The organism is Bradyrhizobium sp. JYMT SZCCT0180, from assembly GCF_018130165.1.
Classification (GTDB): Bacteria; Pseudomonadota; Alphaproteobacteria; order Rhizobiales; family Xanthobacteraceae; genus Bradyrhizobium.
Genome location: NZ_JAFCLZ010000025.1, coordinates 107,107 through 124,275 on the forward strand (window position 1 = coordinate 107,107; position 17,169 = coordinate 124,275).

General features: G+C 62.6%; 15 protein-coding genes. 7 read left to right on the forward strand and 8 right to left on the reverse strand.

Annotation, left to right across the window (positions count from 1 at the left end; all coding sequences use genetic code 11):
- Positions 1-36 precede the first annotated feature (36 nt).
- Positions 37-741, forward strand: coding sequence for a GntR family transcriptional regulator (locus tag JQ641_RS30900; RefSeq protein ID WP_211999674.1), 705 nt, complete (start codon positions 37-39; stop codon positions 739-741).
- A 73-nt stretch (positions 742-814) separates the two neighbouring features.
- Here the strand turns inward: JQ641_RS30900 and JQ641_RS30905 are convergent, their stop codons facing one another.
- The 6 genes from JQ641_RS30905 to JQ641_RS30930 form a co-directional block, all read right to left on the reverse strand.
- On the reverse strand, positions 815-1,816 hold the full coding sequence (locus JQ641_RS30905; RefSeq protein WP_211999636.1) for a 4-hydroxythreonine-4-phosphate dehydrogenase PdxA: 1,002 nt from the start codon (positions 1,814-1,816) through the stop codon (positions 815-817).
- 46 nt (positions 1,817-1,862) lie between these two features.
- Positions 1,863-3,371, reverse strand: a complete 1,509-nt coding sequence (locus JQ641_RS30910) for a tripartite tricarboxylate transporter permease (RefSeq protein WP_211999637.1) — start codon at positions 3,369-3,371, stop codon at positions 1,863-1,865.
- Between the two features lie 12 nt (positions 3,372-3,383).
- Complete coding sequence (locus JQ641_RS30915) at positions 3,384-3,851, reverse strand: tripartite tricarboxylate transporter TctB family protein (protein WP_211999638.1); 468 nt, start codon at positions 3,849-3,851, stop codon at positions 3,384-3,386.
- A 10-nt stretch (positions 3,852-3,861) separates the two neighbouring features.
- Positions 3,862-4,866, reverse strand: a complete 1,005-nt coding sequence (locus tag JQ641_RS30920; RefSeq protein WP_211999639.1) for a Bug family tripartite tricarboxylate transporter substrate binding protein — start codon at positions 4,864-4,866, stop codon at positions 3,862-3,864.
- Between the two features lie 76 nt (positions 4,867-4,942).
- Entirely contained in the window at positions 4,943-6,163 is a 1,221-nt protein-coding gene (locus JQ641_RS30925; protein ID WP_211999641.1) for a CaiB/BaiF CoA transferase family protein, read from the reverse strand.
- 36 nt (positions 6,164-6,199) lie between these two features.
- On the reverse strand, positions 6,200-6,991 hold the full coding sequence (locus tag JQ641_RS30930) for an enoyl-CoA hydratase/isomerase family protein (protein ID WP_211999643.1): 792 nt from the start codon (positions 6,989-6,991) through the stop codon (positions 6,200-6,202).
- Between the two features lie 160 nt (positions 6,992-7,151).
- On the opposite strand from JQ641_RS30930, the gene JQ641_RS30935 reads away from it, so the two are divergent.
- The 6 genes from JQ641_RS30935 to JQ641_RS30960 all read left to right on the forward strand — a co-directional run bounded on the left by JQ641_RS30935 (position 7,152) and on the right by JQ641_RS30960 (position 15,497).
- Positions 7,152-7,790, forward strand: coding sequence for a GntR family transcriptional regulator (locus JQ641_RS30935; protein WP_211999645.1), 639 nt, complete (start codon positions 7,152-7,154; stop codon positions 7,788-7,790).
- Between the two features lie 185 nt (positions 7,791-7,975).
- Positions 7,976-8,908 carry a helix-turn-helix domain-containing protein gene (locus JQ641_RS30940; protein WP_211999647.1) on the forward strand — a complete coding sequence of 311 codons (933 nt, stop codon included), beginning with the start codon at positions 7,976-7,978 and terminating at the stop codon, positions 8,906-8,908.
- 207 nt (positions 8,909-9,115) lie between these two features.
- Positions 9,116-11,518: a TonB-dependent siderophore receptor gene (locus JQ641_RS30945; RefSeq protein WP_249150857.1), complete on the forward strand. Its 2,403-nt coding sequence runs from the start codon at positions 9,116-9,118 to the stop codon at positions 11,516-11,518.
- A 69-nt stretch (positions 11,519-11,587) separates the two neighbouring features.
- Positions 11,588-12,757 carry a PepSY-associated TM helix domain-containing protein gene (locus JQ641_RS30950; RefSeq protein WP_211999649.1) on the forward strand — a complete coding sequence of 390 codons (1,170 nt, stop codon included), beginning with the start codon at positions 11,588-11,590 and terminating at the stop codon, positions 12,755-12,757.
- A 4-nt stretch (positions 12,758-12,761) separates the two neighbouring features.
- Positions 12,762-12,953: a hypothetical protein gene (locus JQ641_RS30955; RefSeq protein ID WP_211999651.1), complete on the forward strand. Its 192-nt coding sequence runs from the start codon at positions 12,762-12,764 to the stop codon at positions 12,951-12,953.
- A 195-nt stretch (positions 12,954-13,148) separates the two neighbouring features.
- Entirely contained in the window at positions 13,149-15,497 is a 2,349-nt protein-coding gene (locus tag JQ641_RS30960; protein ID WP_211999653.1) for a mechanosensitive ion channel domain-containing protein, read from the forward strand.
- Positions 15,498-15,516: 19 nt separating this feature from the next.
- On the opposite strand, the gene JQ641_RS30965 is transcribed toward JQ641_RS30960, so the two are convergent.
- Both JQ641_RS30965 and JQ641_RS30970 read right to left on the reverse strand, forming a co-directional pair.
- Positions 15,517-15,774: a DUF3551 domain-containing protein gene (locus tag JQ641_RS30965; RefSeq protein ID WP_211999656.1), complete on the reverse strand. Its 258-nt coding sequence runs from the start codon at positions 15,772-15,774 to the stop codon at positions 15,517-15,519.
- A 26-nt stretch (positions 15,775-15,800) separates the two neighbouring features.
- On the reverse strand, positions 15,801-16,523 hold the full coding sequence (locus JQ641_RS30970; protein WP_211999658.1) for a DNA-3-methyladenine glycosylase I: 723 nt from the start codon (positions 16,521-16,523) through the stop codon (positions 15,801-15,803).
- Between the last annotated feature and the right edge of the window lie 646 nt (positions 16,524-17,169).

Genomic DNA, 17,169 nt, shown 5'->3' on the forward strand with positions numbered 1-17,169 from the left:
GAGAATTTGGGCGTGGTCACCACATCAGCGCTTCGCTTGGCGTCAGTTACGCCATCCTCCACGCAAGCGAGCACGGTCTATGATCGGCTGAGGGAAGACCTGCTTTCCGGGAGGCTTGAGCCAGGCCGGAAGTTGCAGATGCGCTTCCTGACCGAGACGTATCAGACCAGCCAGACGCCTTTGCGCGAGGCGCTCAATCGCCTGACCGCCGATGGCCTGGTCGAATGCCGCGAACAGCGCGGGTTTTACGTCGCGGATATCAGCCGGAACGAATTGATCGAACTGACCAAGACCCGGTGCTGGGTCGAAAGCCTTGCGCTGCGGGAATCCATGGCGGCCTCGACGCCGCAATGGGAAGAGCTGCTGCTGCTCGCGCAGCACCGTCTCGCCAGGACACCTCGTTCGCTCAAGTCAGAGCATTTCGAAGACAATCCGGAGTGGGAGAGATTGCATCGCGTCTTCCACAGGACCCTGATCGGAAATTGCGGGTCGCAGTCACTGATGGCCTTTTGCGGACAACTTGCCGACCAGCTGTACCGGTATCGGCGCCTGTCGATCCAAAGGGCCTTTCCATCGAGGCACGTGAGCGACGAACATCAGGCGATCATGACAGCCGTATTGAGCAAGGAGGCGGACGATGCCGTGGCCCTGCTCACGACGCATTACCAGCAAACGGCTGATGTCATCCTGCAAGATCAGCAGATATTCCGGGAACTGCAGAACGACGGCGAACGCGCATAGGCCTCGCGTCGTGACCAGACGCTAGCCGCTGGCGCGTGGCTTCTCCCGTACGAGTTGGTTGCCCAACACTGATTCAAGCCTGCAGCTTTCTCTGCGCCATTTCCGCCGCAAGCAGGATCGCCGCATGGGCGGCTCCGATCCCCGCGATTCCCTTCCCGGCGATGTCGTAGGCCGTTCCGTGGGCCGGCGTGCAGATCGGAAACGGAAAGCCGCCCAGCAGCGTCACGCCGCGATCGAAGCCCATCAGCTTCATCGCGATCTGGCCCTGGTCATGATACATCGTCAGCACCGCATCGAATGCGCCGGCTTTGGCGCGGAGGAACACGGTATCTGCGGGAAACGGGCCTTCGGTTGCGATCCCGTCTGTGCGGGCCTCATCTACCGCGGGGCCGATCGCGTCGATCTCTTCCCGCCCGAAATTCCCGCCATCGCCGGCATGGGGGTTGAGGCCGGCGACCGCGATGCGCGGACGATTGAACCCGGCTGACCGCATCGAGGCATCCGTTAGCCGCAGCGCACGCAGGACGCGTTCCCGGGTGATGTGCGAAGCGACCTCCGCAAGCGGGATATGCGATGTGACGCGGGCGTTCCAAAGCCCATCCAACACGTTGAATTCGCTTGCGGGGCCGTCGAGCCCGACCACGTCGGCCGAAAAGCTGATCTCGTCGTCATAGACGGGATGTGCGAGCCGCATGGCGTTCTTGTTGAATGGCGTAAAGCAAACGGCGTCGGCCCGGCCGTCGCGTGCCATCGTCAGCGCCTGACGATAATTCGTCAGCGCAAACCGGCCGCCTTCGGCTGTCGCGGTGCTTCGCGCGACCGATGCCGGATCGAGGTGGCCGAGATCGATGAAAACCGGGGCCCGCTCTTCCTTCGACAGGTCGGCGTCGGGCGACGCGGTTACCAGGTCGAGCTTCACGCCGGCAACGCGCGCGCCATCATCGAGGACGCGGCGGTCGCCGATGACGACGATCCGGGCCCGGGCCGCGACGTCATCGAGGGCGAGGAGCCGGGCCGTCAGTTCCGGGCTGATGCCGGCGGGGTCGCCCATCGCAAGCGCTATGATCGGTCTCATCAGGATCTCCGGGCCTTATCTGCGGTCAATTTGTTCGGTGCGACGATCATGGCTTTACTTCCGATCGCGGCATCATCCGGCCGATCGTTCGCCAGATTGTCGGCATCAGCAGCAGCGCCGCGCCAAGCAGGATCAGCGTTGTCACCAGCGGCTTGGCAAAAAATATTCCAAGCGAGCCCTTCGACATCAGCATGGATTGGCGAAATGCGTCTTCCGCCTTGTCGCCAATCACGATCGCGAGCACCAGTGGCGCCAGCGGATAATGAAGCTTCTTGAACAGATATCCGAGCACGCCGAATCCCATCATCAACATGACGTCGAGGTAGGAATTGGAAACCGAGTACGCTCCGACGGTGCAGATGATGACGATCACAGGCGCGATGATGAAGAACGGCACGCGCATCAGCGCCGCGAAGATCGGCACCGTCAGCAGCACCAGCACCACGGCGACGACGTTGCCGAGATACATCGAGGCGATCAGTCCCCAGACGAAGTCCTTTTGCTCGACGAACAGCATCGGTCCGGGATTGAGGCCCCAGATCATCAGGCCGCCCATCATGACGGCCGCGGTCGCCGATCCCGGGATGCCCAGCGACAGCATCGGAAGCAGGGCGCTGGTGCCGGCGGCATGATCCGCGGCTTCCGGAGCGACGATGCCTTCCGGCTCGCCCTTGCCGAAATTCGCGTGCCGGGGCGAAAGACGCTTGGCGATGCCGTAGCTCATGAAGGATGCGGCGGTCGGGCCTCCCGGCGTGATACCCATCCAGCAGCCGATCGCCGCGCTGCGCAGCAGCGCCCAGCCATGTTTTGGAAGGCCCACGAGCGTACGGAAGACTTCGCGCCACTCCACCTTGGAGGAGATCGCCTTGACGTGAAATTCCTCTTCCACGGCAATCATCAACTCGCCGATCCCGAACAGCCCCATGACGGCGACCACGAAGCTGACGCCCTTCACCATCTCGTCGATGCCCATGGTGAGCCGCACGCTGCCGGAGACCGTGTCGATCCCGACGGCCGCCAGCGCGAAGCCGATCGCGAGCGACACCAGCGTCTTGATCGGCGGCGAGCCGCCCATGCCGATGAAACTCGCAAACGCCAGAAAATAGACCGCGAAGTATTCCGGTGGTCCAAACGCCAGCGCCACTTGCGCCACCCATGACGCCGCAAGCGTAATCAGAACGACACCGGCGAGCGCGCCAAAGGCAGCCGAGCCGAACGCCGTCGCCAGCGCCGTGGTCGGCCTGCCGTCGCGCGCCATCGGATAGCCGTCGAACGTGGTCGCGACCGAGGAGGGTTCGCCGGGAATGTTGAACAGGATTGATGTGACCGAGCCGCCGAACAAGGCGCCCCAATACATCGACGAGAGCAGGATGATGGCCGATACCGGCTGCATTCCGAAGGTGAGCGGCAGCAGCAGCGAAACGCCGTTGGGGGCGCCGAGGCCGGGCAGCACGCCAACGAGAATGCCGAGCAGCACGCCGATCACCATCAGGAAAATATGATTGCCTGACAGCGCGATGCCAAAGCCGTGCATCAGGGCTTCGAGATTTTCCAACGAAGCGCTCCCCTAGAAGCCGAGCCAGGTGCCGAGCGCGCCGCGCGGCAACGAGATCTGGAATGTCTTCTCGAACATCAGATAGAGCGCCAGCGCCGTGCCGATCGCGGCGGCCGCCGCAAGCAGCAATGATCCGCGCTTGTTCCAGGCGATCGCACCAAAAATGTACAAGGCCGCCGCCACATACATCCCGATCAGCGGAATGACCCCGACAAAGACCGCGGCCGGGACGAACAGGATCGCTAGTCGCCGGAGTTCGCTTGGACCAAGGATGACGGCGCGGGCGTGCAGCCATCCCTGCACGAGATTGAACAGGCTGCCGGCCAAAATGACGACGCCGACGATCAACGGAAAGGTGCCGGACTCGACGCCGGCTGCGGACCAGCCGATGCCGTTGTCGAGGCTGGAGACGATCACGGCGGCGCCGAACGCCCCGGTAATGAGCGCCGTCGCCGCTTCCAGGCTGCGTCCAGAGACCATGACCAAAACTCTAGTTGGAGATCAGCCAACCTTCATCGACCGCAACCTTGCGGGTGCGTTCGATGTCTTCCTTGATGAACTTGTTGAAGGCGTCGCCGATCAGGAAAGTGTCGGTTTGCGACGTCCGCTCGATATATTCCTTCCATTCCGGCGTGGCCTGCACTTTCTTCATCAGGTCGACATAGAAGGCGGTCTGATCTGATGTCACCTTTCCCGGCAGCCACACCGTGCGCGGTTGCTGGAATTGCGGAATGGCAAGGCCGGATTCAACACAGGTCGGGATATCGTGCCAGTTCTGCGTTGCCGTGACCTTCGGCCCGTCGGGCAGGCGCTGCGGGCTGAAGGCGCATAGCGGACGCTGCGTGCTGCCCTTCCACTGTCCGATGCTTTCGCTGGGATTGTTGACATGGGCGTCGATATGGCCGCCGGCCAGTTGCACCGCGGCTTCGGCGCCGCTCTTGAAGGGAATGTAGACGAATTTCACCTTGGCCGCCTTGTCGATCATGCGGGTGAGGGTTTCATCGGTGTCCTTTGACTGCGCGCCCCCCATCTTGACATCGCCCGGCGGCTTGGCGGCAACGGCTTTGAGAAAATCCTGCACGTTCTGGTAGGGCGCATCCTGCTTCACCCAGAGCAGGAATTCGTCTTGCACCATCGCGGCAATCGGCGTCAGGTCGGTGTAGTTATAGGCGACCTTGGAGACCATCGGCTGGTTCCAGGCGTTCGATGTGCCGAACACGACCTTGTAGGGATCGCCCGCCATCGCCTTGGTGTAGGTGTAGCCTTCTGCGCCGCTGCCGCCGGCCTTGTTGACGACGACGATCGGCTGCTCGACCAGCTTGTATTTGGTGACGATGTTCTGGACGGCACGTGCGAAGTTGTCCGTGCCGCCGCCCGGGCCTGCCGTTGCAATGAATTCGATCGGCTTGGCCGGTTGCCAGGCGGCATTGGCCGCTCCCGTGAAGGCGATTGCGAGACCGAAGGCAATCGCAGCGAATGTCGGCTTCTGAGACATCTAGTCCTCCCAAATGTTTTGCCATGTGTCTTTTGATTTTTGTTTTCTTGGTCTTGGCGTTTGCGGGGCTTTTGCGTCAGCCTACTTCATCCCCGGCAAACTCCGGCGCGGCGATTGCGCCCTCCTTGTGAAGCGCGGCAATCTCGTCGGCGTCAAAGCCGTATGCGCCGAGGATTGCATTGGTATGCTCGCCGTAGAGCGGCGCGCCCGACCGCACCTTGCCGGGCGTCTGCGAGAACTTGATCGGCAATCCGATCGTCTTCACCTGGCCGAGCGTGGAATGCCCGACCTCGACTACCATTTCACGCGCGATCGTCTGCGGGTCGGCGAGCGCCTGCAGCATGTCGTTGACGGGCCCGCAGGGGACGCCGGCCTCCTCGAGCGCAGCCAGCCAGTATTCGGCGGATTTGGTTTTGAAGCGCGCCGTGAGGACGGCTTCCAGTTCCTTCAAATGCCCCATTCGATCGGCGCCGGTCGCAAACCGCGGATCCCGCGCCAGTTCGGTTGCATCAAGCACTTCGAGCGTGCGCATCCAGTTTTTCTGGTTGGCGCCGCCGACCACGATCCACTTGTCTGATGTTTCGAACGCCTGGTAGGGCGCATTGAGCGGATGGGCCGAACCCATCGCCTGCGGCGCCACGCCGGTGGCCATCGCAATCGCAGCCTGCCAGTAGGTCTGAACGAGGGCGGCCTCGAACAGGGAGGTTTCGACCCATTGCCCCTCGCCGGTTTTGAGACGGTGCGCATAGGCGGCGAGAATGCCCATGGCCGCGAGAATTCCCGCGGTGATGTCGGACAGCGGCGCGCCGCATTTGACCGGTGGTCCGTCGGACCGCTCGCCGGTGAAGCTCATGATGCCGCTCATCGCCTGCGCCACCAGATCGAAGCCGCGGCGATGCTTGTAGGGGCCGGTGCGGCCAAAGCCTGACAGCGAGCAGTAGATCAGGGCAGGGTGCGCCTTCTTGATGTCGGCGTAACCGAAACCGAGCTTGTCCATCACCCCGGGGCCGAAATTCTCAACCAGCACGTCCGCAGATCCGATCAGGCGCCGCAGCACCTTTGCGCCGCCCGCTGTCTTCAGATCCAGCGCAATGCCCTTCTTGTTGCGGTTCATCATCAGGAACGAGGCCGCGACGTCGCCGATTTTGGGAGGAACCATGTAGCGGGTGTCGTCGCCGGCCGGAATCTTTTCGATCTTGATGACCTCGGCGCCCATGTCGGCGAGCATCAGCGTGCAGGTCGGGCCTGCCATGACGTGCGTCAGATCGACAACCTTCAATCCACTCAGCGGACCCATTGTTTCTCCCGCAATTTTTGTTGTTGTTTTTGTTGCTTAGTCGCCGGTCCATTGCGGCTGGCGCTTACCCAGGAACGCGTCCATGCCTTCCCGGAAATCCCGGCTTTGGTAACACATCAGGATCAGGTCCTCGTCTTCGGCTGGCTTCGGCTGCGCGCGAAGCAGCGCCTGCTTGGTGGCGCGCAGCGTCAACGGTGCATGGCTGGCGACAAGCCGCGCCAGATCATCGGCCCGCCGTTCGAGGGCGGAAAGATCCTCCACGACTTCGTGCAGCAGTGCGATGCCGGCGGCCTCTTCGGCTTCGATCAGCCGCGCGGTAAAGATGATCTCCTTGAGCCGCGTCGCCCCGATCAGGCCCGAGAGCCGGCCGATGCTGGATGCCGACAGGCAGTTGCCGAGCGTGCGCGCGATCGGAAACCCGAATTTCGCGGTCCTGGTGCCGATGCGCAGGTCGCAGCACGCGGCGATCGCGGCGCCGCCGCCGGTGCAAGCGCCGTTGATCGCCGCAATGGTCGGCACGGCGCATTGTTCGAGCGTGGTCAGCACGCGGTCGATCCGGGCCTCGTAGCCGATGGCGTCTTGCGGAGTCTTGAACGCGCGAAACTGGTTGATGTCGGTGCCGGCCGCAAAAGCCTTGTCGCCTGCGCCGCTCAGGATCAGCACCTTGAGGCTGCGGTCGCCGGCGGCGGCTTCGCAGATCGCCGACAGCCGCTCATACATGCCGAAGGTCAGCGAGTTTCTCGCCTGCGGCCGGTTGAAGATGATCCGGCCGATGCCGTCGCGGACCTCGTAAAGCAGGTCTGTGCCGGGGGTGACGTTTTCATTCATTTTCTTGACAGACCCCTCAGGATGGAACCTCAGTTTGGCTGTGGAGGGCATTTTTGAATGCAAAAACTATCTAGTGCAACAGAATTCTGGTCTAATTTGCTTGGTCCGGATCATTTTTGCATTCAAAATGGTTCCATGAGTCGCCGAGGAGAACCTCGATATGATGCATGACGAGGTGGTTTCACGCCTCAGGCATGTCCTGACGGAGGGCGAAATCCCGCCGGGCGCGCGCATTCCGGAGCGCGAGCTGTGCGCGTCGTTCGCGATATCGCGGACCCCGCTACGCGAGGCGCTCAAGGTGCTCGCGGCCGAAGGGCTCGTGGTGCTACTGCCCAATCGCGGTTCGCGCGCCGCCAAGCTCACCCGGAAGGACGTCAAGGAATTGTTTGAGGTCTGCGAGGCGCTCGAGGCCGCGGCCGGTGAGCTGGCATGTCCGCGCATTTCCGACGCGCAACTGCGCGAAATTGCCGAGCTGCAGGCCGGCATGGTCGAACATTATCGCGCGCAGGATCTGCTGTCGTACTATCGTTGCAACCGGTTGATCCACGAGGCCATCGTGCGCGCGGCCGATAACGCGGTGCTTGCCGGCTTCTATGAGTCGATTGCCGCGCGGATACGGCGGGCACGGTTCATCACGCCGATGTCGCCGGAGCATTGGGCGCTCGCCATTCAGGAGCACGAAGGAATCCTGAACGCGCTGCAGCGGCGCGACGCCGGCGGGCTCGCCCATATCCTGCGTAACCATCTGCGGCGAAAGCGCGAGGAAGTCGTCCGGGCCGGCTTCGCCGAGGGCGAATGAAATTCGAACCGGCCGGCGTCTGCTTGCTGCCGCGTGCGGAGTGCACGCGGCTGTGCCCACATCCATCGCAAGCTGATTAAAACGATTCTATTTTCAAAGCCTTCTAAACTGGATGCGGCGATCATCGTTGAGGACGATGTGCGCGGATTGCATAGTGGCGCCATGAACGTTTCCGAACCGCGTTGATGCCGCATATCTACGACCACATTTTCGAGCAGTTCCGCATCGTCGATCCCGATGACAGCGACAGGTCGATCGTGGAAGATTTTGCCAGCCGCACGCAATGGCTGGAGACGCCGGGCTGTCTTTTCCAACGCAACAACATGGTGCTGGGCACCCGGATTCGTACTGAAGGTGTCATCAAGGCAGGGCTTTTTGTCTCCGTGATACTCAAGGGGGCAGGGAGCGGCCGGGCGCGCAAGGGCACCACCCGGATCAGCTATTCGGATGCTTCCATCGTAGTCATGGCGCTCAGAGAGCCGACGCTGTGGGACGGCGATGCGCCGCGCGGCGCGCACATGCAGGCGGCCGGCGTCGCCTTTCCCCTCGCGTCCCTGGAGCGGCTCGGACTGATGGATGAATTCATCGGACTGTTCGACACCAGGGACCAGAACGTCTTCGTCACGTCGCTGAAGGCGTCGCCCCGGATCAAGGCGATCGCCATAGAGATGATTTCCCCGGCGGCCGACGGCCGGACCGCCGAGCTGCTGCTGTCGGCGCATGCGACCGAGATGCTGGCCCGAGCCATGCTGGCGCTGCGCGGCAACGAGGGCGTCAGTCTGGTATCCGACCATAAGCGTTTACGCCTGCAGGCGGTCAGGGAGCTGATCGAATCCGATCTGCGGCATCCCTGGACGATTGCCGAGCTGGCAAGGCATGCCGGCGTCAGCCGCCGGTCGTTCACGGCGCAATTTCATCGGGTCTATGGCGTCAGCGCAACGGAATATCTTCGAACCAGCCGGCTGAAATCGGCGCGCGAAGCCTTGCTGCATCAGGGATTGTCGGTCACCGAGGCCGCCTATGCCGTCGGCTACGCCAACCCGGCGAATTTTTCCACGGCGTTCCGCCGGCATTTTGGCTACGTGCCGAGCAGCTGTCAGCGCGACGGACTGTCCTGACATCACCGCATTCCCAAGGGGGGAGCCGGGCCGCCTGCGTCGCGGCGGGCGGCATCATGCTGCGCCGATGCGTGACCGGCGGCGAGTTCCAACGTTGAACTTGGAGAGTGTCGACGCACGATCAAAGGTTTTTTGCGCATACGCAAAGGCGTCCAAAAATCAAATCTGATCTCTCGTGAATGGGGATTAGTTAACGGGGATGGGATGATGCGTGATTCTGTAAAGCCGTCGGCGTGGGGCGCGGCGAAGGCGTTTTTCTGCGTAACCGTATTCGGGTTGAGCATGCAGATCGGGGAAGTTCGCGCGCAGTCCGGCCAAACCTTGCCGCCTGTCACCGTCGATGCACCGAAGCCGCAGGCGGCACGTCCAACCCAGCCGGCGAGAAGGGCCGCAAGGTCGCAACGCGCGACCAGGCAGGTCGCGGCACCTGCAAGGCAGCAGGTGGTGGAACAGAACGCAGGTGGCGGTCCGGCGAGAGAACGCGCCAGCGGCCCGGTTAACGGGATTGTCGCGCGGCAGAGCGCAACCGGAACCAAGACCGACACGCCGATTCTCGAAACGCCGCAATCGATCAATGTCATACCCAGGCAGCAGATCGAGCAACAAGGCGCGCAGAGCGTCGCAGAGGCCATTCGGTATACGTCAGGCACGCAGGGCAGTTTGTACGGCGCGGCCTCCGTGTTCGACACCGAGGTCAAGGTCCGTGGCTTTATCGCACCGCGTTATCTTGACGGCCTGCGCCTGCCTTACGATACGACGATCCAGTTCGCTCAGCCGAGGACAGAGCCGTACGGGCTCGAACGAATCGAGGTTCTCAAAGGACCCGCATCGGGCATTTACGGCCAGGCGTCTCCCGGCGGCATTCTCAATATGGTGAGCAAGCGCCCGACCACTGAGCAGCGCGGCGAGGTGGAGGCACAAACCGGCAGCTTCAATCGGATTCAGGGGGCCTTCGACGTCTCCGGTCCCATCGACAAGAATCGCGAGTTTCTCTATCGCTTCGTCGGCCTGGCGCGCGAAAGCGACACGTTTATCGACATGAACAAGGAGCAGCGCTATTTCATCGCGCCGAGCTTCACGTGGCAGCCGACCACCGACACCAGCCTCACGGTGCTGGCCAGCGCGCAGCGCGACCGTCTCAACGGCCAGGTCCACCAATATTTGCCGGCGTACGGTACGCTCCTCGCCAACCCCAACGGTCGAATTCCCGTCAACACCTACACCGGCGAACCGGCGTTCGACCGGATCGGGTATGACCAGGCCATGATCGGCTACGAGTTCAAGCATCGCTTCAATGAGGCCCTCGAGTTCCGCCAGAACATGCGGGTGGCGTCGGTCGACATTGATATGTTTTCGATGCGCAATGCCGGGACGCTTTGCCCTGTGGCGGGCGGCCATCCCGCCTGCGCGGGTGCTTTCGATCCGGCGCAACGCATCACCTTGCGCGATGCGAATTTTGTTGGTGGCAGCACGAAGAACTTCGCGATCGACAACCAACTGCAGGCGGATTTCAACACGGGCTGGCTGCGTCACAAGGTATTGGCCGGCCTGGACTACCAGAAAACCTCGATCGATACGGATTACCGCGGGACCTTCCCCGGCTTCCCGATCGATGTCTACAATCCGGTCTATAATGCGACGCCGCTGCCGACCAAGGCCGGGCTGATCCCGTTCATCAATACGTCGACAAGCAAGGACCAGATGGGCGTCTACATTCAGGACCAGATCAAGCTGGATCGCTGGAATCTGGTGCTGACGGGACGTCATGACCGTGCGACTGCCGAGACAACCAACAGGCTGGCCAATCAGATTGTCCCGCAGGATGATTCCGCCTTCACCGGAAGGGTTGGCCTCAACTACGTGTTCGATATCGGCCTGGCTCCCTACATCAGCTATTCGACGTCGTTCGAGCCGGTCGCAGGGTTGTCGCTTACTTCGGCAACGGGACAACCCTTCAAGCCCACGACGGGCGAGGGTATAGAGGCGGGCATCAAATTCGCTCCTCCCGGCACCAGTATGCTGTTCACGGCCGCGATCTTCGACATGACCCAGAAGAATGTCGTGGTGAACACGCCGACATTCGTTCCGTTCCAGGTTGGCGGAATCCGCGTCAAGGGCGTGGAAGCCGACTTCCGCGCGAGCGTTACGGACAATTTCGACATCATCGCTGGCGGCTCCCATCTCATACCGATCGTGGAGGATCACGTGAATCCTGCCATCATCGGCAAGGATGTTGCGAGCGTGAATCGCGATAGTGCATTCCTGTGGGGCCTCTACAAGTTTACCGGGGGACCGGTCGCCGGCCTTGGTTTGGGAGGGGGCGTCCGATACACGGGGAGCTTGTTCGGCGACGACGCCAACCTGATCAGGGTCCCCGGTTATACGCTGTTCGATGCGGTGCTGACGTACGACTTCAGCTATCTGAACCGTGATTGGCGTGGTCTTCATCTGCGGGTCAACGCCATCAACATCGCCGACAAATATCACGTGACGAACTGCTTCACTGGCCTTGCTTTCTGCGCGCTGGGTCAGCCCCGCACCGTCCTTGCGACACTGACCTATCGCTGGGGGGAAACCCCAAAGCCGCCGGTGCTTGTGACGAAGTATTGAGCTCGGACGTCGGGATGCCGCGGGTGTGAATGGCATCGCGGCACCGTATCGGGACGGAGGAAGAGTCAATTGACGCCGGCGACACGATCCCTTCGCAGATGGGGCGCCGTCCATAAATGGACGAGCCTCATCTGCACGATTTTCATGCTGATGCTGTGCATCACGGGCCTGCCGCTGATCTTTCATCATGAGATCGACGAGCTCCTGCACAGCGAGGTGAAGCCGGCCGAGGTCGCGCCCGGCACGCCGTTCGCCGATCTGGACAAGCTGCTCGCCAACGCGATGGCGAATGCGCCGAAGAACATGCCGGTGCCGCATTTCCTGATCTGGGACCGCGACGATCCCAACGCGATGTTCGTCAGCGTCGGCGAGTCCCTCACGTCAGACCCGACCAACAACCGTTTCGTCCGGATGGATTCGCATACCGGCGCCTATCTCGACTCTCCCGACGTCACCGGCCGCTTCACCTACATCATGCTGAAGCTGCATACCGATATGTTCGCGGGTTTGCCGGGAAAACTGTTCCTTGGCCTGATGGGGATCCTGTTCTGTGTCGCGATCATCTCCGGCATCGTGGTCTACGCGCCGTCGATGCGGAAGCTGGACTTCGGCGCTTACCGCGGCCATCGCCCGCGCATCGTGCGCTGGCTCGATATCCATAATCTGGCGGGCATTCTGCTCGTGATGTGGACGCTCGTGGTCGGCTTCACCGGCGTGATCAACACCTGGGCCGATCTCGTCCTGAAGATGTGGCAATACGGCCAGCTCGCCGAGATGACGTCGCAATACAAGGATCGCGCGCCGCCCACCAAATTGACCTCGCTGCAATCGGCCGTGACCGTCGCGACGGACACGGTGCCGGGCATGACGCCGAGCTTTGTCGCTTTCCCCGGAACGCTGTTCAGCAGCAAGAGCCACTATGCGGTGTTCCTGAAGGGCGACACGCCGGTGACCTCGCGCCTGCTCAAGCCGGCCTTGATCGATGCGGAAACCGGCAAGCTGACCGACAGCCGCGACATGCCCTGGTACGTCACCACGCTGTTCATTTCGCAACCGCTGCATTTCGGTGACTATGGCGGCATGCCGCTGAAGACTCTCTGGGCGTTGCTCGACGTGCTGACGATCATCGTATTGGGAACCGGCGTTTATCTCTGGCTGCGCCGGCGCAAGACCGGCGTCAGCGTCGATCGCGCCATCGCCCAGGGTTCCGCCCTCGATACGCCCGTGCTGTCGCGGTGATCGCTTGAGAAACCATCGGACGCTGCGGCAAATCTTTGCGCTGCCTATTGTGATCGGCATCCTCTCCACCGTGGGCCTTGTCGCGGCCCTCGTCGGTGACGGCTGGTGGGACGGCCTGTCATGGACTTCGCTGTCCTTGCCGGTGTTGCTGTATTTTTTCTACACCATCCGCAGACAGGCGACGTCGCGCGATTAATTGCTGCGACATTTGTGTGACGCGGCATGCGAGAAATGCCGAGGGCAAATGCTGCGCGCAAATGCCAAGAGAAAGTCGTCTCGCTGGCAAACTTCCGACACATGATGGCGGCGAAAAGGGGCTCTCCGACATGACGCTGGCGCGGCGGCAAACCGGTTCCGGTTTTGCCGTCGTGCGCATTTAAAAGGGGCCTCGATGTCGCACAAATTCCTGCCCTCGCTGTTGCTTGCTTGTGCGCTGTTTGCGTTCCCCGCGTTGGCGCAGACCAATGCGGCGCCGCCCGCCACTGCCCCGGCAACCAACAACGCCGCAGCGCTGACGGCTGATCAGGCGAAGCGGGCGCTGGAGACGTTGCAGGACGACAAGAAGCGCGCGCAGATGATCGATACGCTGCGGGCGATTGCCGGTGCGTCTTCATCGCCGCAGGCCGCCGAGCCGGCGCCCGAAGCGAAGCCGGCCATCCCGCTCACCGCGGATAGTCTTGGCGCGCAATTGCTGCTGACGGTCTCCGAACAGGTCGGCGATCTTTCGCGCGAAGTCACCTATCTGGTGCGGTCGGTGACGCATTTTCCGGCGTTCTATTACTGGTTCCTGCGAACCGTCAACGATCCCGCGGCTTACGGCCAGATCTTCGACATCGCATGGAAGCTGGCGCTGGTGTTCGGCTGCGCCTTCGCCGCCGAATGGCTGGTGTTCCGCCTGATCAAGCGGCCGGTGGCGCTGTTGGAAGCGCGCCTGCCGCAAACCGCGCGCGCGCCGGCGCAGACGCTGGCAATGGTCGATCCGCCATCCTCCGCCGCTGACGTCACCGTGGAGCCGGCGCTGCACCGGCGGCGTCTCAGCCTGGCGCGGGCCTGGCAGTCGCTGATCCGGTTGCCGTTCGTGCTGGGGCGGCTCGCGCTCGAACTGCTGCCGGTGCTGATCTTCGTCGGCGTTTCCACCATGCTGCTGAGCACCGAGATCGGCGATCGCCCGACGGTCCGGCTTGCCATCCAGGCGGTCGTCAATGGCTACGCGCTTTCGCGCGCGCTGATCTGTGCCGCGCGGGCGCTGGCCGGGCCGTACGGCCTGTTTCGGGTCCGCGCCGAGACCGCAGCCTATATCGAGATTTGGGTCCGGCGCATCGTCGCGGTCGGCGTGTCCGGCATCGCCTTTGCGAACGTGGCGCTGCTGCTCGGGCTGAGCCGCGGCGGTTATGCCGCGCTGCTGCGCCTAGTGATGCTGGTCGTGCATCTCTTTATCGTCGTCATCATCCTGCAATGCCGCCGCCCGATCGCCGACGCCATTCGCGCGCCGCATGGTCGCACCGGCGCCGCCGCCCAGATACGCAACCGCATTGCCGGCGTGTGGCACTATCCCGCGATCGCGCTCGACCTTGCGCTCTGGACGGTGTGGGCGCTGCACATCCGCAACGGCTATTCGCTGCTGTTGCAGTATTTCGTGGGCGGCATCGCCGTCATCCTGATTGCACGATTAGCGATCATCGTGGTGCTGAGCCTGATCGACCGCGGCTTCCGCATCCGCCCCGAGATTCTGCAGCGCTTCCCGGGTTTGGAGACCCGCGCCAATCGCTATCTGCCGCTGCTGCGCAAGATCGTCGCTTCGGTCATCGCCTTTATGGGCTTCGTCGCACTGCTCGAAGTATGGGGCATCGACGCCATCGTCTGGTTCTACGGCGGGCAGATCGGCAGCCGGCTGCTGTCCGCGGTGGTGACGATCGGCATCGCCGCGCTCGCGGCGGCGGCGATCTGGGAGATCAGCAACGCGCTGATGGATCGTCAGGTCAATGCGCTGTCGCGCGAGGGGCATTACGCGCGCGCGGCGCGGCTGCGCACGTTTCAGCCGATGCTGCGGACGGCGCTGCTGTGCCTGATCGTCACGGTGGTCGGTCTGACCACGCTCAGCGAAATCGGCGTCAACGTCGCGCCGCTGCTGGCCGGCGCCGGCATCGTCGGTATCGCCATCGGCTTCGGTTCGCAGAAGCTGGTGCAGGACCTCATCACCGGGCTGTTTCTGCTGCTGGAAAACACCGTCCAGGTCGGCGACAACGTCACGGTCTCCGGGCTATCAGGGACGGTCGAGAATGTCTCGATCCGCACCATCCGCCTGCGGGCCGGCGACGGTTCGGTGCACATCGTTCCCTTCAGCGCGGTGACGACGCTCACCAATTCGAGCCGCGGCGCCGGCAATGCGTCCGTCAGCGTCAATGTATCCTACAAGGAAGACACCGACCGCGCCGGACAGATCCTCAAGGACATCGTCGCCGAAATGCGCCGCGAGGACGCGTACCGCCACGCGATCCGCGGCGATCTCGAATTGTGGGGTATCGACAAGGTCGACGGTTCGATGGTGTCGATCGTCGGCCAGATCCGCTGCACCGATAGCGGCCGCTGGCCGGTGCAGCGCGAGTTCAACCGGCGCATGAAGCAAAAATTCCAGGACGCCGGAATCGAAATCGCCTCCGCCGGACAAACCATCTTGATGCAGATCCCGCAGCCTTCCGAGGTGGCGCCGGAGCAGATGCCGCGGCGCGCGGCGGGCTGATGGCGGCGATCAAGTCGTACTAATACGCCCCGCGCGGTCGCCGTCCCGCAGGCGCCTGCGTCACGCCATAATATGGATTGGTGATACATTGGGCCGCGCGCCCCGATGCCGTCGCGGCGCACTGCGCCATCGAGGTAAAACGGCATATGATGGCGCTGCCGTTGTGGCTGTAGGTCTGGATGCAGATCGGGTAGGCCGGATCATAGGTCTGCGCCCGAACGGGCGCTGCGGTCAAAAGTGCCGCGACGGTTACGACAGTCAAGGCTGGAATGCGCACGGCTGGTTCCTCCCGACATCGGGTTGTCAATCCTCGCCACCCAAAAACCGCGCCAGCGTCTCGTTACTGTAGTTCTCCCCGGCCGACATCGCACAGATGCGTGAGAGCTGAACGTAAGGCAGCCCGGTTTCCTCGGCCCATTCGTTGAACTGCGCCTGCACCTTGGCAAGGTCGCGCTTCGACGTCACTGTCTCCGCGATATCGAGGCCGGCCTCGCGCAGGCTTGCCACCATGTCCTTTGAGGTGACGAAACCGTCGAAGCCGAGAAAGCGCAGCATCATCTGCCCGGTGTTGCCGCCGAGCCGGCTGCCGCGCTTGGCCAGCAGGTCGAGTAGTCCGATCTGGTCGGAGGAGGGCCAGTTCGCGAGAAACTTGCCGAAGCTGCCGTGCTCCTTGGCGATCTCGCGCACGAAGGTCGCATTTGATCGCACCGACATGATCTTGGCGCCGTTGCGCACGATGCGCGTGTCCTTCATCAGGTCATCCCAGAATTCATCCGCCTGCAGCGTCAGCGGCCCGGGCTTGAAGCCGAGGAACGCCTTCTCGAAGCCGGGCCATTTGTTCTCGATCACGCTCCAGGCAAAGCCGGCCGAAAACACCCGCTTGGTCATCTCGGCGAGAACGCGGTCGTCGCCGAGCTTGGCGAGCGCCTTCGCCTCCGGCTTCGGCGGCAGCAGCTTCTGCAGCGCCTTCGGCTCGCCCTTGCGCTTCTCGGCGCGCGCGCGAATGGTCTTGAACGGAATGGTCATGCGGAATTCCTGCGGGCTGTCTCTGCACTTTGGATGAGAGTGCAGCGGGGCCAATTGATGCTGATCTATATCCTACGCAATGATGCCGAGCTTGCGCCACACGAATGGTCGGCTCCCTCCCCCCTTGCGGGGGAGGGCGGGGGAGAGGGGTTCACACGGGTAGTCCCGATGACGCCACCCCTCTCCCTAACCCTCTCCCGCAAGGGGAGAGGGAACGGAGGAAGCGCGGCAAATTGGCGCGACGGGCAAATCAGTTCTGATTTACGGAATTCGTGTCAAGCCCCACAATAAAAAATATTTCTGTTTATCAGAATGAAAATCAGGTGCATATATCTGCCCATCCCGTCCCACTCAGAGGGCGTCGGCCGTCGTCACGGACGTTGGACGGGTTGCGGTGGACGCTGGTTTACGCTGAGACGATGGCGTGGATTAAGCGTACGGCAAAACCGTGTGGTCCTGGCGCCCGTTGCAGGTGTCAAGTTGCCGGAGAAGCGCGAGCTGAACCGGCAGCGACGGAGTCAACCAAGAACTCGTCTTCGGGGAGATCACGGCATAAGCCGTAAAGCCATTGCGCAGGGAATGTCGGATGTTCTCCGCTGCCCTGTATGCTCATGTGCAGCATTCTTATGCACAATCGCACATGAGA

Coding starts and splice junctions, on each gene's coding strand:
- JQ641_RS30905 (WP_211999636.1), bottom strand. CDS start 1,816: ATGAGACCGATCATAGCGCTTGCGATGGGCGACCCCGCCGGCATCAGC.
- JQ641_RS30915 (WP_211999638.1), bottom strand. CDS start 3,851: ATGGTCTCTGGACGCAGCCTGGAAGCGGCGACGGCGCTCATTACCGGG.
- JQ641_RS30920 (WP_211999639.1), bottom strand. CDS start 4,866: ATGTCTCAGAAGCCGACATTCGCTGCGATTGCCTTCGGTCTCGCAATC.
- JQ641_RS30925 (WP_211999641.1), bottom strand. CDS start 6,163: ATGGGTCCGCTGAGTGGATTGAAGGTTGTCGATCTGACGCACGTCATG.
- JQ641_RS30930 (WP_211999643.1), bottom strand. CDS start 6,991: ATGAATGAAAACGTCACCCCCGGCACAGACCTGCTTTACGAGGTCCGC.
- JQ641_RS30935 (WP_211999645.1), top strand. CDS start 7,152: ATGATGCATGACGAGGTGGTTTCACGCCTCAGGCATGTCCTGACGGAG.
- JQ641_RS30940 (WP_211999647.1), top strand. CDS start 7,976: ATGCCGCATATCTACGACCACATTTTCGAGCAGTTCCGCATCGTCGAT.
- JQ641_RS30945 (WP_249150857.1), top strand. CDS start 9,116: ATGCGTGATTCTGTAAAGCCGTCGGCGTGGGGCGCGGCGAAGGCGTTT.
- JQ641_RS30960 (WP_211999653.1), top strand. CDS start 13,149: ATGTCGCACAAATTCCTGCCCTCGCTGTTGCTTGCTTGTGCGCTGTTT.
- JQ641_RS30970 (WP_211999658.1), bottom strand. CDS start 16,523: ATGACCATTCCGTTCAAGACCATTCGCGCGCGCGCCGAGAAGCGCAAG.